General features: G+C 65.0%; 16 protein-coding genes. 4 read left to right on the forward strand and 12 right to left on the reverse strand.

The annotated features are described in order from the left end of the window. Positions 1-83 precede the first annotated feature (83 nt). Positions 84-1,355 carry a NupC/NupG family nucleoside CNT transporter gene (locus Pan44_RS06020; RefSeq protein ID WP_145028245.1) on the forward strand — a complete coding sequence of 424 codons (1,272 nt, stop codon included), beginning with the start codon at positions 84-86 and terminating at the stop codon, positions 1,353-1,355. A 7-nt stretch (positions 1,356-1,362) separates the two neighbouring features. On the opposite strand, the gene Pan44_RS06025 is transcribed toward Pan44_RS06020, so the two are convergent. Continuing rightward, entirely contained in the window at positions 1,363-2,574 is a 1,212-nt protein-coding gene (locus Pan44_RS06025) for a DegT/DnrJ/EryC1/StrS family aminotransferase (protein WP_145028247.1), read from the reverse strand. 196 nt (positions 2,575-2,770) lie between these two features. Here Pan44_RS06025 and Pan44_RS06030 point away from each other — a divergent pair, with 196 nt between their 5' ends. Beyond that, positions 2,771-4,132: a neutral/alkaline non-lysosomal ceramidase N-terminal domain-containing protein gene (locus Pan44_RS06030; RefSeq protein ID WP_145028250.1), complete on the forward strand. Its 1,362-nt coding sequence runs from the start codon at positions 2,771-2,773 to the stop codon at positions 4,130-4,132. Positions 4,133-4,196: 64 nt separating this feature from the next. Here Pan44_RS06030 and Pan44_RS06035 read toward each other — a convergent pair whose 3' ends face one another. The 11 genes from Pan44_RS06035 to Pan44_RS06085 form a co-directional block, all read right to left on the reverse strand. Then, positions 4,197-5,210 (reverse strand): ABC transporter ATP-binding protein, encoded by a 1,014-nt coding sequence (locus tag Pan44_RS06035; protein ID WP_145028252.1) that lies wholly within the window; start codon positions 5,208-5,210, stop codon positions 4,197-4,199. 397 nt (positions 5,211-5,607) lie between these two features. Next, a complete protein-coding gene (locus tag Pan44_RS06040) occupies positions 5,608-7,368 on the reverse strand; it encodes a putative Ig domain-containing protein (RefSeq protein ID WP_145028254.1) in 1,761 nt (586 codons plus the stop codon). Positions 7,369-7,430: 62 nt separating this feature from the next. Beyond that, positions 7,431-9,026: a type IV pilus biogenesis protein PilM gene (gene pilM, locus Pan44_RS06045; RefSeq protein ID WP_145028256.1), complete on the reverse strand. Its 1,596-nt coding sequence runs from the start codon at positions 9,024-9,026 to the stop codon at positions 7,431-7,433. Between the two features lie 212 nt (positions 9,027-9,238). Then, positions 9,239-10,978, reverse strand: coding sequence for a type II secretion system minor pseudopilin (locus Pan44_RS06050; protein WP_145028258.1), 1,740 nt, complete (start codon positions 10,976-10,978; stop codon positions 9,239-9,241). Further along, positions 10,975-12,855 (reverse strand): prepilin-type N-terminal cleavage/methylation domain-containing protein, encoded by a 1,881-nt coding sequence (locus tag Pan44_RS06055; RefSeq protein WP_145028260.1) that lies wholly within the window; start codon positions 12,853-12,855, stop codon positions 10,975-10,977. Before Pan44_RS06055 ends, Pan44_RS06050 begins: the two co-directional genes overlap by 4 nt. Beyond that, on the reverse strand, positions 12,852-13,301 hold the full coding sequence (locus tag Pan44_RS06060; RefSeq protein ID WP_145028262.1) for a hypothetical protein: 450 nt from the start codon (positions 13,299-13,301) through the stop codon (positions 12,852-12,854). The genes Pan44_RS06055 and Pan44_RS06060 overlap by 4 nt, the downstream gene beginning before the upstream one ends. Further along, positions 13,298-13,933 carry a prepilin-type N-terminal cleavage/methylation domain-containing protein gene (locus Pan44_RS06065; protein WP_197453896.1) on the reverse strand — a complete coding sequence of 212 codons (636 nt, stop codon included), beginning with the start codon at positions 13,931-13,933 and terminating at the stop codon, positions 13,298-13,300. The genes Pan44_RS06060 and Pan44_RS06065 overlap by 4 nt, the downstream gene beginning before the upstream one ends. A 56-nt stretch (positions 13,934-13,989) precedes the next feature. After that, entirely contained in the window at positions 13,990-14,454 is a 465-nt protein-coding gene (gspG, locus tag Pan44_RS06070) for a type II secretion system major pseudopilin GspG (RefSeq protein WP_145028266.1), read from the reverse strand. Between the two features lie 529 nt (positions 14,455-14,983). Next, a complete protein-coding gene (locus Pan44_RS06075; RefSeq protein WP_145028268.1) occupies positions 14,984-15,457 on the reverse strand; it encodes a GNAT family N-acetyltransferase in 474 nt (157 codons plus the stop codon). Positions 15,458-15,569: 112 nt separating this feature from the next. Beyond that, positions 15,570-16,229 (reverse strand): MOSC domain-containing protein, encoded by a 660-nt coding sequence (locus Pan44_RS06080; protein WP_145028270.1) that lies wholly within the window; start codon positions 16,227-16,229, stop codon positions 15,570-15,572. Between the two features lie 54 nt (positions 16,230-16,283). Then, entirely contained in the window at positions 16,284-19,142 is a 2,859-nt protein-coding gene (locus Pan44_RS06085) for a SurA N-terminal domain-containing protein (protein WP_145028272.1), read from the reverse strand. A 393-nt stretch (positions 19,143-19,535) separates the two neighbouring features. Between Pan44_RS06085 and topA the strand changes: the two genes are divergently transcribed. Both topA and Pan44_RS06095 read left to right on the forward strand, forming a co-directional pair. Beyond that, entirely contained in the window at positions 19,536-22,226 is a 2,691-nt protein-coding gene (gene topA, locus Pan44_RS06090; RefSeq protein WP_145028274.1) for a type I DNA topoisomerase, read from the forward strand. 105 nt (positions 22,227-22,331) lie between these two features. Further along, a complete protein-coding gene (locus Pan44_RS06095) occupies positions 22,332-23,126 on the forward strand; it encodes a methyltransferase domain-containing protein (protein WP_145028276.1) in 795 nt (264 codons plus the stop codon). The last annotated feature ends 39 nt before the right edge of the window (positions 23,127-23,165 follow it).

Here is a 23,165-nt window from a genome sequence, read left to right on the forward strand (position 1 = left end):
GGGTCGAAGCCGTGTAGTCTGAAGCCTGCGCCGCTTCGGACTCTCCTACCTCCTGCCCCTCCCGGTCTGAACGTCCATCCTCCATGCAGTACCAGGGCCTTCTCGGTGTCGCTGCGGTCATCGCCCTCTGTGTCGCGATGTCCGACAATCGACGTCGCATCGACTGGCGACTCGTTGTTTGGGGCATGGTCCTTCAGACGACGTTCGCCGCGCTCATCATTCTCACTGAACCAGGACGCAACCTGTTCGCGACCGCCGACGCGGCAATCAACGGGCTGCTGGTTTTCAGCAAGAGCGGCAGCGACCTGCTGCTCCGCTCATTCGTGACGGGCGAGGTCGAGCCGTCGCTGCAGAACCTCGCTTTCCAGGGGCTCTCGACCGTCATCTTCTTCTCGGCGCTTCTCTCCGCCCTCTACCACCTCGGAGTTATGCAGCAGGTCGTTCGCGCCATTGCCTGGATTATGCAGCGGACCATGCGGACCAGCGGCGCGGAAACGCTGAGCGTCACCGGGGACATCTTCGTCGGCCAGACGGAAGCGCCTCTGCTCATCAAGCCGTTTCTGGAAAGCATGACCCGTTCCGAGCTGAACACCGTCATGGTCGGCGGCTTCGCCACCATCGCCGGGTCGGTGATCGGGCTGTACGTCGGCTGGCTGAGGGAGACCGTACCGAACATTGCCGGTCACCTCATGGCGGCCTCCGTGATGAGCGCTCCGGCCGCGATCCTCGTTTCGAAGATCATCGTGCCGGAAACGCTCACGCCGCTGACTTCGGGAACACTTCCGATCTCGACCGAGCGCACCACGGGAAACCTGGTGGAAGCGATCGGCGACGGCGCGACCGACGGCATGAAGCTTCTGCTGAACATCGCCGCCATGCTGCTGGCGTTCGTCGCGCTCGTTTCGATGGTGAATGCCGGGCTGCGCTGGACAGGCGACCTGCTCGCGTCATGGGGAACGCCGACTTCGATGACGTCTCTCTTCTCGCTCGAAGCAGTCCTCGGCAAGCTCTTTCAGCCGCTCGCCTGGACGCTCGGCGTCACCTGGGCGGAAGCGGAGACACTCGGCGCCCTGCTCGGCAAGAAACTGGTGCTCACGGAACTCGTGGCCTACCAGGAACTCGGCAGCTATGCACCTGGTGAGAAGTTCTCGGAACGCTCGCGAATTATCGCAAGCTACGCCCTGTGCGGCTTCGCGAATTTCGCCTCGATCGGCGTCCAGCTCGGTGGGACGGGCGCCATGGCCCCGGGCCGCAAGAAGGATCTCGCAGCATTGGCCATGCGGGCCATGATCGGCGGCGCGCTCACGACATGCATGACGGCCGCCGTGGCGGGATTGTTCATCCCGCTCCACTGACGGCGAATCAGGCCGCCTTGCGAACCGGGATCGAGTAGACCGGGGAGGCCTGTTCGACGTCCAGGGCGTGGGCCAGCGAGCGAACGACCCGCTCCTGACGGATCGCGCCCAGTTCGGCGTAAATCGGCAGGGCCAGCGATTCAGCAGACGCCCGTTCCGCTTCCGGGAACTGGCCCTGCTTGCATCCCAGGTATTCGAAGCACTTCTGCAGGTGCAGCGGCTTCGGATAGTAAACGGCACAGCCCACCTGCTGGGCCTGCAGGCTCTTCAGCACGTCATCGCGACGCCCGTCTTCGATCCGCACGACGAACTGGTTGTACGAATGTCCGCACGCCGGGTGCGTCGCCGGGAACACGAGATGTTCGCTCACTCCGCTGGCGTCGAACAACTTCTTGTACCGGGCCGCGTTGTTCTGCCGGGCGGCCGTCCAGTCGGACAGCCGACGGAGCTTCACGGACAGAATCGCTGCCTGGATCGCATCAAGGCGGCTGTTGAGGCCCACTTCGACATGCTCATACCGTCCGACGTCGCCGTGAACGCGCAGCCGCTTGAGGCGGGCCGCCAGTTCCGGATCGTCGGTCGTCACCATGCCGCCGTCGCCGGCGCCGCCGAGGTTCTTGGTCGGAAAGAAGCTGAAGCAGCACATCGTTCCGAGAACGCCGGCCTGGCGTCCGCCGTAGCTGCTTCCGATCGCCTGGGCCGCGTCTTCGATGATCGGCAGTCCGTTGCGGACGGCCGTGCGCCACAGCGGGTCCATGTCGGCGCACTGTCCGAACAGGTGGACCGGCATGATCGCCCGGGTTTTGGAAGTCACGGCCGCGTCGACGGCGGCCGGGTCGAGGTTGAACGTGACGGGATCGATGTCGACGAACACCGGGGTGGCGCCGACGCGGTGGATGCAGCTGGCCGTTGCGAAGAACGTGTAGGGAGTCGTGATGACTTCGTCGCCCGGGCCGATATCGAGCGCCATCAGCGCCAGCACCAGGGCATCGGTGCCCGAAGCACAGCCCACCGCGTGGCGGGCATCGCAGTAGGTCGCGACCTGCGCCTCGAACTGCGCGACATCCTCACCCAGGATGAACTTCTGCGACGTCAGGACTCGGTCGACGACCGCCCGCACTTCGTCGGCGATCTCGTCGTATTGTTCCACGAGGTCGATCAGCGGGACCGGAGCGGTGGTCAACGCGGCCGCGGAAAGCGGCAAAATATCCGGGCTCATGCTGCGAATCCCTTCGCCTGAAACGACTTCTGCTGTTTCGGAGGGACGGATCGGTCGCCGCCTCATTGCAGCAAACGACCCGTCGAGAGCCGGGAAGGTAGGCCTGTTGTTTTCGACCTGTCAATATGGTTGCCGCTGCATGAGAATTCCCGAAGCGCTCCCTGCAGAAATTGCCTGACATTGGAGTTTTGCCCGCATGATTCGCCTCCTCCTGACCTTCCTGGCCGTCGCCGCCTTGCTCGCCCCCGCCGGGGCTGCGGCCGAATGGAAGGCCGGGGCCGCCAAGGTCACCATCACCCCGGAAAACCTGATGTGGATGTCGGGATATGGATCCCGCAACAAGCCGGCCGAAGGAAAACTGACCGACCTCTGGGCCAAGGCCCTCGTCCTCGAGGCGGAAAACGGCCAGAAACTGTGCCTGGTCACGCTGGACCTCGTCGGCATCGACCGCGGCCTGATGCAGGAGCTCAAGGACCGCATCGGGAAACAGACCGGCCTCAAGGAACACGAAATCGTCTTTTCCTGCTCCCATACGCACACGGGCCCTGCCGTCCGCGGAAACCTCATTCCGATGTACGCCTTCGGAACCGATCACTCGCAGCGGGTACTGATCGATGACTACTGGAAGCTGCTGACCACCCGCATTCCGGCCGTTGTCGGCGACGCCGTGAAGGACCTCGCTCCATCCGAAGTCGCCTGGGCGAACGGGACGGCCGAATTCGCGGTCAACCGCCGCAACAACAAGGAACCGGAAGTTCCGAAACTGCGGGCCGAAGGGAAGCTGGTCGGTCCGGTCGATCACAGCGTCCCCGTCCTTTCGGTCCGCCGCGACAAGAAGCTGCGGGCGGTGGCGTTCGGCTATGCCTGCCACGCGACCGTTCTGTCGTTCTACCAGTGGTCAGGCGATTATCCCGGTTTTGCGATGATGGCCCTCGAGAACGAGTACCCCGAGGCTGTCGCGCTCTTCTGCACCGGCTGCGGCGCCGACCAGAATCCGCTTCCCCGGCGGGAAGTTTCGCTCGCCCAGGACTACGGCAAGCAGCTGGCCACCGCGGTCAGCAACGTCCTCAAGGAGAAGATGACGCCGATCAAGGGGGCTGCGAAGGCGCAGTATGCGGAGATCGATCTCGGCTTCTCGAAGATCCCGTCGCGGGAAGAACTCGAGAAAACGGCGGCCGGCCCGGATAACGCAGAGGCGCGGCGCGCCAAGGTGCTGCTTGAACAGTGGACGAGCCGGTCCGAATGGCCCGCGGGTTTCCAGTACCCGTACCCCGTGCAGACGTGGGTTCTCGGGGACGGCCCGCGCTGGGCGTTCCTCGGCGGCGAGGTCGTCGTCGACTATTCCCTCCGGCTGAAAAAAGAACTCGGTGAAGCGAACACCTGGGTTGGCGGCTATGCCAACGACGTCATGGCGTATGTCCCCTCCGAACGCGTCCTGACGGAAGGGGGCTACGAAGGAGCCACCTCGATGATGTACTACGCCCTGCCTTCGCCGTGGGCTCCGGGCCTCGAGGACAAGATCGTTGGCGAAGTGAAGCGCCAGCTTGAATCGAAGTAGCGGCGACCTTGGACGTGCCACGGCTCCACCGCCGTGGCACGAACCCGTTGGCGTTTCCCTGCGCCTAAGCTGTCACGCCTTCGGTGAGCTTCATGAACGCGGTTTCCATGTCCATGGCTTCGGACTGGAACATGCGGATCTTCGCCCCCAGGCGGACGCACGCCTCATGCAGTTCCTCCACGGGCAGCGCGTCCTCGTGGACGTGCACGGCCAGCCGATCGGTCTGTTCCTCGACCTTCGCCACGCCCTTCACCTTCCGGAGCCCCTCTGCGATCGGCGCCAGGTCGCCCGCAATCTGCACGTGCACTACCCGCTGGATCGACAGCAGCCGGTAGATTTCGTTCAGCGACCCCTCGGCCACGAGCTGGCCGGCTTCGATGATCCCGATCCTCGTGCAGAACTGAGCCAGCTCATGCAGGATGTGGCTCGAGACAAGAATCGTCTTCCCCATCTCCTGCAGCGCCTTGAGCAGCTCGCGGAATTCGATTCGCGCCCGTGGATCGAGCCCTGACGCGGGCTCATCCAGCAGCAGGAGGTCGGGGTCGTGCAGGAGCACACGCGCCAGGGCCAGACGCTGCTTCATGCCGCGCGACAGGGAATCGACCGCCGCGTCGATCTTGTTCGTCAGGTCGGTCAGCTGCAGGACGTCGTCGACGATCGTGGCCCGTTTTTTCGCGGGAATCTTGTAGGCCGCGGCGAAAAAATGGAGGTATTCCCGGGCCGTCAGGTCTTCGTAGACGCCGAAGAAATCGGGCATGTAGCCCATCATCATCCGCACTTTCCCAGGGTTCCTGCGGACATCCACGCCATTGATCCGGACCCGACCGTCGAACTCCTTCTGCAGGGTGGCGAGCACGCGGATGGTCGAAGACTTCCCGGCGCCGTTCGGGCCGATGAATCCGAACACCTCGCCGCGGGGAATGTTGAAGCTGATCCCCCGGACGGCCTCGAGCTTTCCGTAACGAATCCGCAGCCCTTCCACACTCACGACCGGCTGGACTTTCGGAGCCAGGTTCTGGGCCAGGGCGGAGGCCGAGTGCGGAGAGGTCTCGGTCGGAACGTCCGTTTCACCGCTCATAAGGGTCGCAATCAGCCGAGTGATGACGGGGCGGAAGGGCTCCCGTTCGAAGCCGTAGTGACTACGCCTGAGGCCCGTTCGTCGCTGGACGGAAATCTCCCGCGGGGAATCCAGCTTAGCACCCCAGGAGAACCTCGTCGCCCGTTCGTTCGGCCCGATGGCATCGCGAGCAAGACAAACAGGGGGGAGGGGTGCCCCGTTCCTGATGCCCTCCCTCCCCTGCCCGGCGACAGGCGGACAGCGGCGGCCCCGGAGCGATCCGTCCCCAAAGACGGACTGCCGGAATGGCGTTGTTAGCGGGCTGGCAGTGTTGGCGTTCATGATCCCTCCACAATGACGTGGAGGGTTGCGCGCCAATCGGCCGGGCGGGAGCGGCCGCCGCATCTTCCGGGACCCGTCAGGCTCCCGGCGTTCCTTTGGGCGCGGGCGGTCCCTTTTCTTCGGCCGGCGGCGTCGCGACGGGCTCCGCTGCGGAGGTCTCCGGTTCGGGCGTCATCTGGCGGATCGTCTGGCCCGAGAGCAGCCGCATCTTCTTCCCGCCCGTCGCAAGCACGACGTAATCGCCGTTCGGATGGATCGCGTCGAGCGTCCCGTTGATATCCGCGAACCGGAACAGGCTGCCCAGCTTCAGCTTGGTATTGCGATTCACCGAGGGATCGAAGAACCACGCTTCCTGGACACCTTCTTCGGTGACAACCCCGACGAATTTCGTGAACCGGGCGGCATCCTCCTCAACGCGCACGTTGACCGACTTCGTCGCGGACAGCGGCGGGTCGCCGTTGTCCGTCACGGTCAGGCTCACCGTGACCTCGCCGGTCTCCATGTCTTCCGAAGGGGTCCATGAGACGAGCCCGGCCGCGTCGATCGTCGCTCCCATCGGAGGTGTGCCCGAAAGCGAGTACTTCAACTGGTCTTTGGCGTCGGCATCCGTCGCGGCGGCGTTCAGAGTCCACTGCCGGCCCAGGTAGGCTGGCGCGGGCCGAAGTTCGGGAAACTTCGGCGACTGATTGGCGTCGCGGACCTTGATCGCCAGTTCGGTCGACGTCCTGATTTCGGCGTTGTAGGAACCGACGGCTGCGACCTTCACCTTGTATTCGCCGGGCGCGAAATCCTTCGCTGGCTCCCATTTGATGACGCCGGTGGTCTCATCGATCTTGAGCCCTGCCGGCGCCTCTCCTTCGACAGCAAACTTCGCAGCGCCTGCTTCAGGGTCCCAGCTTTCCGCCTTCAGCGTGAGCGTCCAGGGAGCCCCCTTCGTCACCACCAGGCTTCCCGACGGAGAAAGTCGCGGCTTGTATTCAATCGGCGGCCGCGGCTTCCGGAATGGGTTGACGCCGGCGAGCTTTTCATACGCCTTCTCGACCGAGGGCTCCACCGGAGTTTCCGCACGAAGCGGGAAGAGGCTGACAGTCTGTCCCTGCCCGAAAGTTCCGGCCGTCGACTGATCGACGCCCCTCACGACGGTCCACTGGTTCTTGTTGACGGCCGTGACATCCATCCATTCCTGGCCAACCTTGATCCGGAAGGGGGCCTTCTCCGGAAAGCCCTTCGACTCCGCAACGGTGAGCAGCGTCTGAGTGGGCGAGAGGCCGTCGACGAGCATCGTCTCCTGGAAGAGTGTGGCCCTGTCGGCCGCCCCGGTCACCGCCACGCCTTCCGCCGTGAACCGGATGATGAGCCGCGGATCGCCGGGAGAGGTGATCAGCAGGTCGAACTGCGACAGTCGCTGCAGCAGGTTCACCTGACTGAAACGCTTGAGGAACAGCAGCGCCTGCTCATACGTGGCGATGCCTTCGACTTTGACCGGATAAGCCGTGAGGGTGCCCTGCTCGGTGCGTTCGTTTTGTGCTTCCGGGTTCTTCGTCGTCTGGATACCGCACGCGGCGGTCAGCTCCTCGATCCAGCGCAAGTAGAGTCGCCGCGCCTCGGACGGATTCTTCGGCAGCGACATCCGCCGCGCGTCGGCGAGCGCCGCTTCCGCGGCCCGCAGCTGCCGTTTCCCGGCGGTGGCCACGTCGATGGCGGTGGTCGCCGTTGCGATCTGCTCATCGAGATCGTTCAGCGGCTTGATGAACCAGCTGTGGAAGAAGCCCCAGCCGACGTAGAGCCCGACCAGCCCGGCGATTCCCCAAACGATTTTCTTGTCACGCTGTTGCATCGGGACGACCGGCCGTTTTTCTCTGACGTTCGATAACGAGGGCGAAGAATCAGGAACGAGGATTACTTCGGAGCCGCGGGAACGGGCTTCGGTGGCGCCGGCCGTGGAATCAGTTGATCGGCGACAAGCGTATACAGCAGCGGGTAGTCCGGATCACGCAGGTTCTGATCGGGAAGGGACGGAGTGGCGATGTTGTAGCCTCCGCTGGCGAGGCGGTTTTCGAGTTCAATGACTGTCTCCTGCGTCTTGGCCCAGGCCAATGTCTTGATGTTGCTGGAAACGGTTGCCTCCGCGCCTGCCGAGGCCGGCTTGCCCGGCTTGATGTAGACATCGGTCAGGATGAGGTCGCTGGTCGGCGGCAGCAGGGCCGCCAGCTTCTCAATCGTCTCCAGCGGCCTGGGATTGGATTCCTTCCAGCGTTTGAGCACCTGGGCAGACTCCCGCGTCGCCTTGCCGGCCGCAGAATTCACGTCCTGGTTGATGGTGGCGGCCTCGGCTGTCAGATCGGCCAGCCGCTGCTCGCGGTCGGAGACGGCGTTCATGTTCATCCAGATGCCGAGGAGCGCCAGCAGGGCCAGCCCGCCGCCATAGGCGCGCATCTTCGCCTTTCGGGTATCGGGCGCTTCGACGCGCTTCCGCGGATTGACGAAATCGATCGCGGGGACGGTCGATCGTTTCGCCGCGAGGAGTTGGCCGATCGCCGCGCCGGCCTTGAGCGCCAGCGTCTGTTCTTCGCCGGAAAGCGACGTCGTCTGCACGGAGTCGCGCGGGTCGATCCTCTGGACCAGGCCCGGAAACCGTTTCTCGAGAAGGTCGTGAACCGCGGGCGCCAGCTGGACTCCCGGCACGACGAAGACGCGCGAGACCTCCGATCCCGCATGCGCCTGCGACATGGCCATCAGGGCCCGACTGAGTTCGGCCTGCAGCGGCTGCAGAGCCGGCGCCCCTTCCGTGGCCTCCAGCCGGATCGAGTGCGCGAACGCGAGCCGCCCTTCGTCAAGCAGAGTCAGTTCGAGGCTGGCCCCCTTCTGCAGCAGCACCAGCGAAACGCCTTTGAGCGAACCGGGAGAAGCAGCCTGGCTCACCAGTTCGGCCACGGCCGTGGCGTTCAGGCCGATTGCGGCCAGTTCCAGCCCCGCCCCCGCAACGGTTTCCTGGATCACCCGCAATCTGGCGGCGTCCATGGTCACGGTGACGGCGACTCGCGGAGCGTCCGGCGCGGCTTCGAGCGGAACGAAATCGAGCGCCATGCGGTCGATTGGCGTCGACGCCTTGGCGGCCGCCTGGAACCGGACCATGTCCGGAAGCTCGTGATCGGGAACGGCCGGAAGCTCGAGTCTCCTCAGGACGACGGCATCGCGTCCGACGATGACGGCCGCCTGCCGGGTCGAAATCTTGAGCGCCGCCAGGCGGTCCTTCAGGAGCGAACCGGCCGACGCGGTCGAGTCCTCAGGATTCGAGGCGCCCCCCCAGGAAACCTCCGCCACGCGTTTGAGGGAGACACGGTCGCCGACGTGGGCCTCGATGATCACGACGCCGGTCGGTTCCCACTGGACCACGACCCAGTCGGGCTCGGTCTTGCGGGCGCGCTGGGCATTCGGGTCGGCGTTGAGGCGAGCCCAGAGTGCTTTGAACTGGTCGGCAGAGGAAGAGGCCATGGGCGGAACTTTGAAGTGCTTGGCAGGACAGCCTTCAGGCGGCTCGAGGACCGGAGGAACAGCGTTTCACGGGGTTGAGTCGCGGGCCGGGATAACATTCAGCGGCGTGCGACAGCCCTGCAGTGGCTCTCAAGTGTCGAATGCGGGATTGGCTGCGGCAAGGTGGATCTGGAGGGTGGGGACGTTTCAGGAGCGCATGGCAGGCCGGACCGCTATTTTGAGATCGAGCCGCTTAACTGGTCCGATCGGTACCCGGGGCCGAGGTTGCTGAGGTCGCGGCGGGAGATGATGGCCGGTGGGACTTTGGTGGCGTCAATCACGGCCTCGACGCGGGCCACCATGCCGCCGCCATCAAAATGGCCGATCGCCTGGACGCGATAGACGCTCCCCCGGGCGGTCATGAATCGATCCATGCCGACCAGCGTCTGCTGGTCGACGAGGCCTTCGGTGAACAGCCAGGCGGTGCTCGACATCGCCTCGGCCGCCCCCGTCTGCGGCGTTCCATCGGAATTGATCATCTTCCGCGCGACGATCACATCGGCGACTTCAGCCGTCATTCCGGGAATTCCCATCAGCGTTTCGCGTCGTGCCTGGTTGATGTTGATGCGGCCTTCGCTGTATTCCGCGTCCGAGAGTGAGAAGGCATCGAGCAGTTCCAGCCAGGTGGCTCCGAGTCCACCGCTTGTCCACGGGCTATTGAGGGTTTTGCCTCCCGTGGCCGAGCCGCCGCCAGAACCACCGCCCCCCGAGCCACCGCTTCCGCCGCCGTTGTTTCCCCCGCTGCTTCCACCGCCGCCGTTATTCCCGCCGCCACTGGCCGGAACCTGCACCTGCGCGTCGATGAGTTCGATCAGCGAAGTGATCTCGACGGCACTGCCGCCCGAGAGATCCATTCCGTTCCGCGTGGTCGACGGCGTATTGCCATCGCTGTTCAAGAGTCCGCGGACCACCTGTTCCGCCAGTTTCTGGAAATCCTCGTCTGTCGTGGCGTCTCCGGTGGTGGCGACGTTTCCATCGGACAGCGGTTTCACAGGCCCGTAGGCCCGGAACGCGACGATGAAAGTCGCCACGTCGGCACCGAACTCTTCTTCGAGTGTGTCATACAGCGTCGACAGGAGCGGCTGGTTGAGATTGATCTTTGGACTGCCATCTTTCCGCAGGTTCGTCTCGCTGCCATAGACCGTCAGAAACGCCGACCAGCCAAGGTCGAGAACGCCGTCCTGGTTGTCAGCCGGCATGGAGATGTCGCCGTCGTCTTCGTTGGGGTCGAGAATACCGTTGCGGTTGGCATCTTCCCCGTAGAGGAGGGCCGGCGTGACTCCCTGGACCTTCAGCAGTTCGTCGAGTGTTTCCAGCTTGCCGTTGCGGGGGGCATACGGCGGATCGAGCGAACCGTAGTAGTCGATCTCCGCTCCGAACTCGCGGGGTTCGTCGTCGGCGTCGAGCCAGTCGATGATCGACTGCACGATCGTGTCATCCATCCCCGGAATCGCCAGGAACACACCGGCCAGTTCCTCATCGGTCAGGCCCATGTTCAGCAGCGCATTGATGTTCCACTTGCTGGATTCATCGATCATTCCGTTGCGCAGCATGCCGGAGGCGTCATTTTCGACGGGCGCCACGAGCGAATAACGGCCGGTCGCCTGGGGAGTCGCCCCGGAGACCACTTCAATTCCGCCAAACAGTTCCGGGGAGTGATAGAGATCGGCCACCGAGACGTCCTCGGGCTTTCCGACCACGGCGGCCGCGACCTCGATGGCCGAATCGGCGAGGGCCCGCGCCTGCGAGTCGCGATCGAAGAGAATCGTTGCACGGGCTTCCGCCGTCATCAGCTGCGAGAACGAATACGCGCCGAGCGAGAGCATCATGATGACGATCAGGACGACGACCAGCGCGCTGCCGCGGCGGTGCGTCTCCAGCGTCCGAACCACGCTCCAGGGGAGCCGTTTCATCGCGAACCTCCCCGATTCGATGACTGGGCGCCGGAAGCGAATCCGCCTCCCATACCGCCAAACGTTGAGCCCTGGGCCCCACCCCCTCCTGCGCCCTGAGTCCCAGTTCCCCCCTGAGTCGCCGAACCGCCAGTGGATCCAGTTCCGGTTCCGGTTGAACCGCTGCTGGGATCCGTCGCCGCCTCGGCCGAACTCTGTCCTGTCGCAGCCGACGACAGGGGGATCGCGATCACATGACGGATCGAACGGCCCACAACGGGCGCTTCGACCGGGCGACGGTCGTTCGGGTCACGCGGCTTCTGGGGCGTCTTGATGCCGAGAACAACCTCGACCGCGCGCGGCAGGGCCCCCATTGCGGCGCTGTCCCACGAGTCGTACCACGCCGTGCCGTCGAAGTAGCGGAACGTCAATTCAATCACTTCCGGGGCGATGATCTCCGAGGCTTCGGCCATCGATTCCAGACCGGAGGCCGAATCGGCAAAATCCAGCGCCATCTTGTCCCCTTCCAGCCGCGCGAGCCCCTGGACACTGCTGTCGCGGATGACGCTGGAATGGAGATCCCCCACGGCGCCCTGCAGCCCCGCGGCGCCGGGAATCGCGAGGAAATAGGAGACGGACACGAGGTCGCTCGTGCGCGTGCTGACGCTCGACAGACCGGCCACTCCCTCATAGCTGAGATGCCTCGAAGGCCGGCTGACATGCAGCATCAGGCTCGACGCATCGCCGACGAGTCCGGCGCTTGTGTTGGCAAAGGCCGTCGTTGCTCCCGCGGCCGGCTCAGTCTGCCCGTCGCCGTAGCCGGTCGTCGAGGTTCCCTGGCCGGTGCCTTGTCCCGTTCCCTGGCCATTGCCCTGCCCGGTTCCCTGACCGTTCCCCTGGCCCTGTCCACTGCCGGGCCGACCGCCGCCTCCCTGTCCCTGTCCGTTCCCCGGGCGTCCGCCACCCTGGTTGTTCCCTCCCTGGCCACCACCGGGACGGCCACCTCCCTGATTTCCACCCTGCCCTCCGCCTGGTCGACCGCCTCCGCCTTGCTGTCCACCGCCACCACCAGGCCTTCCACCGCCACCGCCAGGGCCGCCTCCCGCGCCGCCGCCGGGACCACCGCCGCCGGGGCCACCACCTCCCGGCCCACCGGCGCCGGGGGGCGTCTGGGTCAAGACTGCGGTCACATTGAAAACGCCGGCGTTCAGCAGAGCGCCGCCGTCGCCATTCAGGCCGGCGCTGTCGTCGCCGCCGCGGTTTCCACCCATCGCTCCGCCGGGACCACCGGGTCCACCTCCACCGGGAAATCCGCCGCCACCACCGGCTCCGCCGCCGCCGGGAAATCCGCCGCCTCCCGGTCCACCCCCGCCTCCGGGGCCGCCTCCTCCGCCTGGGCCGCCGCCGCCGCCGGGTCGTCCACCACCGGGGCGACCGCCGCCGTTGTTGTCACCCGGCTGTCCTCCCTGATTGCCTCCCTGGTTCCCGCCCTGATTCCCTCCGCCCTGGTTTCCTCCTTGATTTCCGCCCCCCTGGTTTCCTCCCGAGCTGTTCTGATTCTGCGTTCCAGACTCCGCGGCCGCTTCCTCGCCGCTGTCCTCGGCCGGCTGCGGAGGGGTGTAGACGAGCGAACCGAGATCGATCTCCATCTGCCGGAAGATGGCCCTCGTGAGCTGGGCCTGTTCGACCTGCACCTGGCCGGCCGTCGACAGCCGCCAGTAGAGACTGAGCGACGCATAGACGGAAGTCAGCAGCACGGTCGAAAGGGACAGTGCGACGAGAACTTCGACGAGCGTGAAGCCGGCGGCGGCAGGCGGCGTCGCAGGGCGCGTCTGTGAGACGCAGCGGGGCCGCTTCCACCGGGAGGCGCGTCGAGCATCGGTGAGGCGCTGACTCATTTCAGGAGTTCCAGTGCGCTGGAGTTGGTGGGGGACGATCCCGCATTCAAGAACAGCTGAGGATCACGGATGACGCGTTTCAGCGTCGCCGACCCGTTCAGTTTGCCGTTCTCGGTGGTGTGCTCGGTCACGACGGTGAGAAGCAGGGTGTCGACATGCGGTCCCGTTTCGACCGAGAGCGACCACTGCCACGCCGCATCGTCGTCGAACGCCTTCCTGTCGTTCTGCATGGGAATGATCCCGGCGATCGCTTCCGCCATGCACGATTCGGCCCGCAGCGTCGCCTCGCTCTGGAACTGGGCGCGTGATGATGCCCGCGTTCCCGTGCTGATGATCTGCGTGATCACGGCCAGGGCGGCGATAAAGATCGCCAGCGCCACGAACACTTCGAGCAGCGACATTCCGCGCCGCCCCAGACTCTTCCCTTCCCGGCGGAGACGCTTCATGGCGACGCCTCCTTGATGACGGGCCCCATCGTCACCCCGCCGGTCAGTCCGCGAAGAGTGAGCAGCTGCGAATGCCCGCGATCGTTCTCGACATAGATCGTCGCGGTGTCGGCCGTGCCGTCGAGGTGAAACAGGATCGGCAGCGACCACGACACACGGCCCAGCGGCTCGCTCGTTGGCAGGAGCTTGATCCAGTCGGGATGCAGCTCTTCGGTCGGCTGGCCGTCCTTGAACCGGAAATGGAGTTCTTCCGGCAGCTGCTTCAGCGTGGCGGGCGGGCCCGAACTGCGGGCCGCTTCGATGCGCGTCTTTCCGAGGTCGGAATCGGCTGCCGAATTGCCGGCTTCCGGCCGGTCGTAGGGGAGCACCGCGAACCAGCGCCCGCCCGGTTCGTATCGAAACTGATAGACCAGCCCGTTCTCGATTGCCTTGATCCGCGACCCCGCGAGGTCGGTCCGCACTTCGCTCGTCCAATCGCGCAGCTGCTGTTCCCGGGCGAACCGCAGCAATTGCGGCCAGGTGAGGGTGACAATGGCCACGATGACCATCAGCACCACGACGAGCTCCAGCAACGTAAAACCGCCGCGGAGTCCGCGGCGGCTCGTGTCACGTTGGGATGCAGGGCGATTCACGGAGACCATCCACTCGCAATCGACTCATCCACCGGCTGCCGGAACTGCGGCCCACTTCACTTCGTCGCCGAAGGGAGGGCCGTCCAGTTGTTGATGTCGTCGCCACTGCCATTGTCGTTCTTGCCGTCCGGGCCGGCCGACCAGATGGCCGGCTCGTCCAGGTTCGTCTTGGTGTTGGGATACTCGTAGAACAGCGGGCGCTGCCAGGCATCGAGCGGCTTCGACTTAAGGTACGGTTCGAGCTGGCGGCCATCGGGGGCCGTCGACGCCACGAGCAGTTGATCAAGGATTTCGGGGCCGCCGGTGGGGAAGGTGGCCGAGTGATCGACGGCGTAAATCTCCAGAGCGCTCTGCAGGCCCTTGATGCTCTGCTTCGTGACCTGGATGTTGGCGTTCTTCTGTTGGGCGACCAGCCGCGGAACGACCATCGCCGCGATCACGCCGATGATCGCCAGCACGATCAGCACTTCCAGAAGCGTAAAGCCGCCGCGATTGAGGCGGCGTCGACTCGTGCGCTGCATTCCCATTTCCTCCACGATCCTCGAATGAAATCCGGCCTCTGTTGGAATCCGGCTCGACGCGGGATCGCAGAGATCCCGGCCGCGGCTGACGTTGTTGCTCACCGCCGTTGGCAGTGATGTGTCTCCCGCCCGAGCATCCAACACCGCAACGGGCAGGAAAGACCGCATCAATCGGGGGCGATGCGTTCTTTTCCGGTCGCGGCCCTGTCACTGGCGGAAAAAACCTTCCCGAAGTGTACGGACTGCCGGGAGTTCCGTGAACAGGTGTGTGCGGGGACAGAGCTTCGCACCCCTTGTGGTTGGCTTCGAAGGGGGAACGGAAGGAAAGGAAGTGAAGGAAGTCGGGGGGAGGGGGAGGTTGAACGGGAGGGGAATGGCGGGGCTCAGCGACGTCGGGGGGAGTTCGAGGCACCATGCACAGCCGGCTTACGCCGGCCGCTCGCCGGGTCTCTTTGAAATTGCTGGCGCCGTCTCATCATCGAGCGATGTGCCGAGGAGGGCGGACGGTGGAGCCGGCCCTCCGGGAGGTTCAGAGTTCGGCGATCATGTGGATCTGGCGGGCGACTTCGCGGAATCCGATCGACGAATAGAGGTGGTTGCCGACCGCGTTCTGGGCCAGCGTTTCGATCTTGGCGTGCGTCATCCCCGCCTCACGAAATCGGGCCAGCGCCCGCTCGAGCAACTGCCGCCCGAGCCCCTGCCCGCGGGCCTCGGGAACCAGGCTGATATTCGGGATGTGACCGATCCCTGCTTCACGGTCGATCCAGCAGGAGACGAATCCCAGGGCGCGACCATCCTGCTCGGCAATGATGATCCCTTCCGGGTCGCGAGCCACGTCCTGGTCAAGATGCCGGGCTTTCCGCCACGTCCAGTCGTGGCCATTGATCGGGCCGAACTCGTTCTCGATTCCCTGATCGATCGACACGCCGTCGAACGCCTCGACCATGATGGCCTTCAGCGTCGGGAGATCGTCAGGACGATAGGGACGAAACGTGGCGGACATCGTTTGATTTTCACCACAGAGACACGGAGAGACAGAGAAGAGGGAGATCGCGACATTGGACGTTGGTCGCCGCTCTGAATCCAGCGTCTGTGAGCCTGTGCGGTGAACTTCCTCAGCCCATGATCCGTTCGCCGAGCTGGTTCTTCCACGCCTCCGAGAGTTCGGGCAGCGACACCAGTTCGCGAATCCGCTCTTCCGGAACGCGCTTGCCGTACATGACCGCGTTCGCCGCAGCGATCGTCCAGTCGGGGTGCGGCCGCCGCTCGAGCGTCATCGACAGGCCGGCCTCGATCGTCGCTTCCTCGAGCACTCGCAGGTACCAGCCGGTCCGCCCGTTCATGACCACCTGCTTGACCAGTTCCGGCTTTCGCCACCGCCGGCCGAGCTTCCAGCAGGGCTGCCGGGGCTGGGTGACTTCGAGCAGCGCCTCCCCAACCCGCCAGACATCGCCGATGCAGACGGAATCTTCCGCCAACCCCTGGATCGTCAGGTTCTCCCCGAATCCGCCGCCGGAAGCCTTCTCCAGCGCGGGGTCGTTTCGCCAATCGGAGTAGTGATCGGCGGAATAGGCGAGCACAGCCTTGTCGCGCCCGCCGTGATTCTGCACATCGGCCTGAGAATCCCCCGCGAGGCCGAGCCAGCCAACCACCACAGGGCCGTCGACCGGCGTCTTGAAGAACGCGGTCGTCCAGCGCCGGTCCAACGGATCGACCGCGTCGTACTCTCCGTACGTCTCGGTCACGCCAGTCTGGATGGAAACAACAGTCGGCACGTGGAGATTCCCGCCGGATGAAACCGGCGGGCCCGGGATTTCCTCAGCCCCCAATCAGCCGCGGTCCGGCTCGTCCGGATTGGGACGGCTGAACTGGACATCGTTCGCCTTGAGGAGTTCGTCGATCGGATTCCTGCCGTACATCGCCCAGTCGCGCGATGACAGGTCGAAATACTCGTTCGCGAGGCCACGCGTCAGGAACGTCTGCCGGAACGCCTCGAGCTCTTCAGGCGTCGAAGGAGTGCGGTTCAGAATCTTGACGACGTAGAACTCCGACTTGTCGGCCGAGGCCGTCGTGCCGAGGTCTCCGGCCTTCATCTTCTCGAACACGGTCGTGAAGAAGTCGTTTCCGAGCGGCTTGAGTCCCGGCAGTTCAGTCAGAGTGGGAGCGGCTTCACGCTGCATGCTGCGCGTCGGAACGACCGGCATGCGGTACCACGAGAACTTCCCGGTCGGACGGACCGTGATGTAACCCGTCCCTTCCTTGCCGGTGATCGACTGCTCGGCGAAGACCTCGGCGAGCGGCTTGTCGGCCGCCTTGGCCATTTTGACCAGTTCCGCGGCGCGTTCTTCCGCCTTGACCCGGGCCTTGAGCTGTCGCCACGTCTTCACGACCTGCTCCTTGACGACCGCGTCTTCGAGTGACTCCGGCTCGTAGTCTCGGCGTTCACCCGTGATCCAGTACAGGAACCGACTTCCCTGGCCGTTCGCATCGAGGCTCGCGGCCGGGCGGGGCATGTAGTTCATCGAACGTCCGAAATTCTCGAACGCGTCTGTGGCGACTTCCGCCTTCTGCGGATGATTCACCGCGGCGGCCGCGCCAACCGGGTAGTCTTCGGAATCGCGCAGTTCCTGGAAGGAGAGCAGCGGCGCGTCGACAAAAACGAGGCCGTTCTTCTCTGCATACTCCTTCAGCTTCTTCGAAGCCGCTTCCGGGGTCAGATGGCCCGGGTCGCCCGCAGGCGTGTTGACCAGGGCGCCGATTTCCTCAGCGAACCACTGCGTCGCGGCGTCGATCTTCTTTTCCATGAGCGCCTGTGCCCGCTCGCGGATGATTTCCTCTTTCAACTCGGCGCGGTAGGCGTCATCCAGCGGACGCACGGTCGGGAGCGGCGGATCGGCTGGCGGGGTCACACCTTCCAGGGGCGGCGTCGCCGGCGGAGGGAGGGTTGGAGGCGTCGTCGCGGGCACCCCATCAGCAGGGGGAGTGGCGGCCGGAGGAGCCGGATCGGCCTTCGGAGCCTCAGGTTTCGCGGGATCGGCCTGGGGAGCAGCGGGCGTTGCCGGCTCAGCCTTTGGCGCTTCCGGCGTCGTCGGTTCCGTCTTCGGCGTCTCGGCCTTCGGGGCCTCCGGCGTCACGGCATCGGGCTTCGGAGCTGCGGGAGGAGCGGCCCCTTCCGTGCTGGCGACCGGCGGAGCAGGCGGCTGTTCCTCCTGGAATGCCACGAACGACAGCCGGGAGACATTCGGCAGCATCGTCGACGGCTTGTCAGCCGGCGGCGCCGTCTCTGGAGCCTTTTCCGGCTCGGGAGCCGCCGGAGGCGCTTCCGCCTTCGGAGTGTCGGCCTTCGGCTCTTCCACCTTGGGGGCTTCCGTTTTCGGTGCTTCTGGCGTCGTGGCGGGGGGAGCCGCCGGCGGCGTCGCGGGAGCCTCGGTCTTCGGCGCCTCGGTCTTGGGCGTTTCCGGCATCGGGGCCGGCGGAGCGGCCGGGGCCGAGGTTTCGGACGGAGCTGCAGGAGGCGTCACGCCGTCGGTCGGCGGGACCGTCGGCGGCTTGAGGCTGTTCGGAAGGACTCCTTCGAGGGCGTTCGGCAGGCCACCGGGAGGAATCGCGGGCATCTCACCGAAGTCCGGTGCGCCCAGGTCGTCGCCGAACGGACGCTTCTTCAGTTCCTCGTAGCGCGCCTCGATCTCCTTGTCGGTCACTTCGCCGACCTGCTTCTCAAACGCGTCGTAGGGGGCTTCGAGATAGGCCAGCTTCATCCGAGGAGGCTGGCGGAAGCCCGGCAGACCTTCCACGAACTTCCCCTCAGGCCCGTAGCCCGGAGGATTCGACTTGTGCTTCTGGAACAGTTCTTCGAGTTCCTTCGTCGTCGGCTCGGCCTTGTCGTCCACAAAGTCGGACACCGGCAGGACGGCGATCTCCGCCTCGTCCGTGACGTTGAGCTTCTTGTAGTACTCGTACAGCGCCTCGGGCGTGGGCAGGGGACGCTGGTTGTAGAGCAGGTCGTAGGCCCGGCGGGCCTTGAGTTCATCCGAGAGGGCCGCGATCAGGGCTTCTTCGCTGACGCCCATCCGCGTGCGGATCTCGGCAAACTGCTCCTGCGTCAGCGACTTTCCAGAGGTCATCGCAAGGCCGCGAATGAACTCGAACACGCCCTGCGCCGAGACGCCAATGCCGAGTTTTTCCGCTTCACGCTGCAGGAGCGTGGTGATCGCCATTTCGAGGTCGCTGTCCCAGGCGCCCGGGGTGTAGTGGAAGAACACCCGCTGGCCGAACTGCTCGGCGAACTGGGCGTTGAAGCCATTGACCCGCTGGTAGGCCTCCCCGACAAACTGGTTCACCAGGTTGCGTTCGCGCTTCATCGCGAACACCTGCTGCCCGGTCAGGTTTCCGGAACTCATCTGGATGGCTGATGGATCCTGGCGTCCCCAGCTCAGCCACAGGCCGAGCACCGCGCCGGCGACAGTCCCGATGGTGACGTATTCGGACGACTTGCCGTTGACCTGTCCGATGACCCAGGCTGCCCCGCCGAACATGGCGGCGAGAGCGAGGACGACCAGCACCGCGGGCATGTTCTCGGGACGTGCGTTCACGGCCCCCAGAATCACGAACGAGATCATGGCCAGTCCCGTGGTCATGACCATCAGCACCTTCTGGTGCTTGCGAAACACGTGGAGCGTCGAAGGCATCCGAAATCACCTCGGGGGTTGCTGTGGCATCGTGCCAGAGCCGGGTCAGTCAATTCCTCCGGGCGCGTTGCGTCCGGTCTCCAAAGGACGCCGCCGGACGTCTCATCAGGCGGCCTCGCTGCGTCGACGGATGTCGCGAAAATGGCCTGTCAATCGGCCGTCTATGCGAGTCCGCCGCGCTTCCCTGTCGCTTGACAATCCGTGGAGCGATGCCTTAAGCAAGCCGCAACTTCAAGCAGGCGTGGGATCAGCGTCGGCATTGTAGCGGTGCCCTGACATCGCTCAAGGTCGCTCGCCTCCTCCCCAGGACGCCCCCAAACCCCACGACGGTGTCGTGGGGATCGCGTTTGGGGCGCACGGGTTTCATTGGTCGTCTCCGGGGAACAATTGTCCGTGGCTGGAAAACGGAAAAAAGGACTGGTGATCGTCGAATCCCCGGCGAAAGCCAAGAAGATCGGGGGGTTCCTGGGCAGCGATTACGAGGTCCGCGCCAGCATGGGACATGTCCGGGACCTGCCGCAGGACGCGTCCCAGATTCCCGAGGAGTTCAAGAAGCAAAGCTGGGCCCGGCTGGGGGTAAACACCACCCAGGACTTCAGTCCGCTCTACGTCGTTCCCCCTGAGAAGAAGAAGGTCGTCAACGAACTCAAGTCGCTTCTCAAGGATGTGGATGAACTGATCCTCGCGACCGACGAAGACCGCGAAGGAGAAAGCATCGGCTGGCACCTCGCGGATATCCTCCAGCCCAAGGTCCCCGTCAAACGGATGACCTTCGACGAAATCACCAAGTCGGCGATTCTCAAGGCGATCCAGAACACCCGGGAACTCGACACCAACCTCGTCGAGGCCCAGGAAACCCGCCGCATTCTCGACCGGCTTTACGGCTACACCCTCAGCCCGCTGCTGTGGAAGAAGATCCGCCGCGGACTCTCCGCGGGCCGCGTCCAGAGCGTGGCCGTCCGAGTCCTCGTGCAGCGTGAACTCGAACGGCTGGCGTTCGTCAAAGGGTCGTACTGGGATCTCAAGGCAAACCTGCAAACCCCGAAGCCCGAAAGCTTCGCGGCCCAGCTGGTGGCCGTCGGCGGACAGCGGATCGCCCAGGGAAAAGACTTCGACGAATCGACCGGGCGGATTACCGACGGCGTGAACGTCCTCCTGCTGGCGGAAGAACCGGCCAAGGCGCTGCAGGCCCGTCTGAAATCGGTTCCGTGGACGGTGACCGATCTCGAGAGCCGGCCCCAGACCCGCCGCCCCTCGCCGCCATTTACCACCAGCACCCTGCAGCAGGAAGCCAACCGCAAGCTGAGCATGAGCGCCAAGGAGACGATGCAGACCGCGCAACGTCTCTACGAAGACGGGCACATCACCTACATGCGTACCGACAGCGTCAGCCTGTCGCAGGAAGCCCTCACCGCGGCCCGCGGCCGCATTTCCTCCAGCTACGGCCAGGATTACCTCAGCGACACGCCCCGGCAGTACTCCAACCGCACCAAGAACGCACAGGAAGCTCACGAAGCGATCCGCCCCGCCGGCACCGAGATGCTGACGGCCGATGAAATCGGCCTCGGCGGCCGTGAAGCGCGTCTGTACGACATGATCTGGAAGCGGACCGTCGCCTCACAGATGGCCGAGGCCCGCCTGCTCTTCACAACAGCGACCATCACGGCGGGCGACGCCGAGTTCCGGGCGACCGGCCGCCAGGTCCAGTTCCCCGGTTACTTCCGTGCGTATGTCGAAGGGAGCGACGATCCGGAAGCGGCCCTCGAAAGTGAAGAGGCCGCTCTGCCGCATCTCGAAAAGGGTCAGACGCTCAACTGCACCGAGGTCGAAGCCCTGGGGCACGAAACCAAGCCGCCGGCGCGCTACACCGAAGCCACGCTCGTGCGGAAGCTCGAAGCCGAAGGGATCGGCCGGCCGTCGACGTACGCGAGCATCATCAGCACGGTGCAGGACCGCGGTTACGTCCGCAAGACCAACAACCAGCTGATCCCGACGTTCACGGCCCTGGCGGTCACCCGGCTGCTCGAACAGCATTTCCCTCAACTGGTTGACCTCGCGTTCACCGCCCAGATGGAACAGTCGCTCGACGACATTTCCAACGGGCAGGGCGCACGGGTTCCGTATCTCAAAGGGTTCTACAACGGCACGGAAGGGCTTGAACAGCAGGTGAAGGCCCGCGAAGAGGGGATCGACCCGCGCGTCGCCTGCACGATCCAGCTCGACAAGCTGTCGCCGGCCGTCCGTGTCGGCAAGTTCGGGCCGTACCTCGAGCGAACCAACGACGGCGAAACCGTGACCGCCTCACTGCCGGACGACATCTCTCCGGCCGATTTGAGCGACCAGCTCGCCGAGGAACTCTTCCATAGGAAACAGCAGGGCCCTAAGTCGCTGGGCATGCACCCCGAGACGGGCATGCCCATCTTCGTGATGAACGGCCCGTTCGGACCTTACCTCCAGATGGGAGAAGTCGTTCAGGATGGCCCGAAGCCCAAGCGGGTTTCGGTCCCCAAGAACCTGAATCCGGATACAGTCGAGTTCGACACGGCCGTCGCGCTCCTCGCCCTCCCGCGGCAGCTCGGGAAGCACCCGGAGGACGGCAAGGTCGTCAACGCCGGTGTCGGCCGGTTCGGGCCGTATGTCCAGCACGCGGGACGCTACAAGTCGCTCGGGAAGGACGACGACGTGCTGACGATCACGATGGATCGGGCCGTCGAACTCATCAAGGAGATCAAGGGCCGCGCCGGGGCGACGCCTCTCCGGGAACTGGGCGAGCATCCCCAGGGTGGGGGGGCGATTCAGATCTTCGAGGGCCGCTACGGCCCCTACGTGAAACACGGGAAGACCAACGCCACGCTTCCCAAGGACAAAGACCCGCAGCTGGTGACCATCGAGGAAGCCATCTCGCTGCTCGAAGCACGGGCCGGCGCTCCCAAGAAGGGGAGAGCCGCGCGCGGCAAAGCCGCGGCGCCTACGACCGCCGCCCGAAAGACGGCCAAGCCGAAGGCCAAGGCCCCCAAGGCGACCGACGAAGCCGCGAAGCCCAAGGAACCGAAGACGCCCAAGTTCAAGAAGAAAAAGAAGTAGCAATCGCCCGGCCACGGGCTGATTTGCACCGCGGGAAGCGGAACTCGAATGCAGGGCTCGTGTCCGGCTGGCGGCGCCTTCCGTGGTTCCTCCTGAGGCATGGCGATGTGGGACGTCACCCAGTACACCCGGTTTCAGTCCGAACGCGCCCGGCCGTTCTTTGATCTGGTCGCCCAGATCCCGCAGGCCGCCGCCGAGCTCATTGTCGACCTGGGCTGCGGCACGGGCGAACAGACGGCCACGCTACTCAACCGCTGGCCTGAGGCCCACGTCCTCGGGCTCGACAGTTCTCCCGAAATGCTCGCGAAGTCTGCGTCTTTCGTACGCGCCGGCCAGATCGATTTCCAATCCGCCGACATCTCCAGTTGGGAGCCGACAGGGCCTGTCGACATCCTTATCAGCAACGCCGCGCTTCAATGGCTGCCTGATCACGAACGGTTGATCCCGCGGCTGGCATCCCACGTCGCGCCTGGCGGGACGCTCGCCGTCCAGATGCCCAACCGATTCCGTAATACGAGCCAGCGCATCATCGAAGACGCGATTGCCTCCGGCCCGTGGCGCGACCGGCTCCGGGACATCGGCCTGCAGCGCGATTCGGTCCTGCCATCGGAAACCTATGTGCGTCTCCTCCTGGAGCGCGGCTTCACGGTCAACTCGTGGGAGACAACCTACAACCACCTCCTGGGCGAGAACGGGCCACTCGAATGGCTGAAAGGGACCGCCATCCGCCCCCTTCTGGACGCGCTGGAGCCGGACGAGGGGCCCGCGTTCCTCGAAGCGCTCAGCACCCGCCTGAACGCCGCCTTCCCATCCCGCGGCGGCGTGACCCTGTTCCCGATGCAGCGACTCTTCTTCGTCGCGCAGCGGGGCGACATGCGTGACTCGCCACGCGCCTCCTGAGTGCAGGCCGCCACGACTGGGCTGCGTCCTCTCGGGTGC

The organism is Caulifigura coniformis (genome assembly GCF_007745175.1).
GTDB lineage: Bacteria > Planctomycetota > Planctomycetia > Planctomycetales > Planctomycetaceae > Caulifigura > Caulifigura coniformis.

Excerpts from the sequence above, each read along its gene's own strand:
- Pan44_RS06035 (WP_145028252.1), bottom strand. The coding sequence starts at position 5,210 with ATGAGCGGTGAAACGGACGTTCCGACCGAGACCTCTCCGCACTCGGCC.
- Pan44_RS06055 (WP_145028260.1), bottom strand. The coding sequence starts at position 12,855 with ATGAGTCAGCGCCTCACCGATGCTCGACGCGCCTCCCGGTGGAAGCGG.
- Pan44_RS06060 (WP_145028262.1), bottom strand. The coding sequence starts at position 13,301 with ATGAAGCGTCTCCGCCGGGAAGGGAAGAGTCTGGGGCGGCGCGGAATG.
- gspG (WP_145028266.1), bottom strand. The coding sequence starts at position 14,454 with ATGCAGCGCACGAGTCGACGCCGCCTCAATCGCGGCGGCTTTACGCTT.
- Pan44_RS06040 (WP_145028254.1), bottom strand. The coding sequence starts at position 7,368 with ATGCAACAGCGTGACAAGAAAATCGTTTGGGGAATCGCCGGGCTGGTC.
- Pan44_RS06075 (WP_145028268.1), bottom strand. The coding sequence starts at position 15,457 with ATGTCCGCCACGTTTCGTCCCTATCGTCCTGACGATCTCCCGACGCTG.
- Pan44_RS06095 (WP_145028276.1), top strand. The coding sequence starts at position 22,332 with ATGTGGGACGTCACCCAGTACACCCGGTTTCAGTCCGAACGCGCCCGG.
- Pan44_RS06050 (WP_145028258.1), bottom strand. The coding sequence starts at position 10,978 with ATGAAACGGCTCCCCTGGAGCGTGGTTCGGACGCTGGAGACGCACCGC.
- Pan44_RS06020 (WP_145028245.1), top strand. The coding sequence starts at position 84 with ATGCAGTACCAGGGCCTTCTCGGTGTCGCTGCGGTCATCGCCCTCTGT.
- Pan44_RS06025 (WP_145028247.1), bottom strand. The coding sequence starts at position 2,574 with ATGAGCCCGGATATTTTGCCGCTTTCCGCGGCCGCGTTGACCACCGCT.
- Pan44_RS06030 (WP_145028250.1), top strand. The coding sequence starts at position 2,771 with ATGATTCGCCTCCTCCTGACCTTCCTGGCCGTCGCCGCCTTGCTCGCC.
- Pan44_RS06085 (WP_145028272.1), bottom strand. The coding sequence starts at position 19,142 with ATGCCTTCGACGCTCCACGTGTTTCGCAAGCACCAGAAGGTGCTGATG.
- pilM (WP_145028256.1), bottom strand. The coding sequence starts at position 9,026 with ATGGCCTCTTCCTCTGCCGACCAGTTCAAAGCACTCTGGGCTCGCCTC.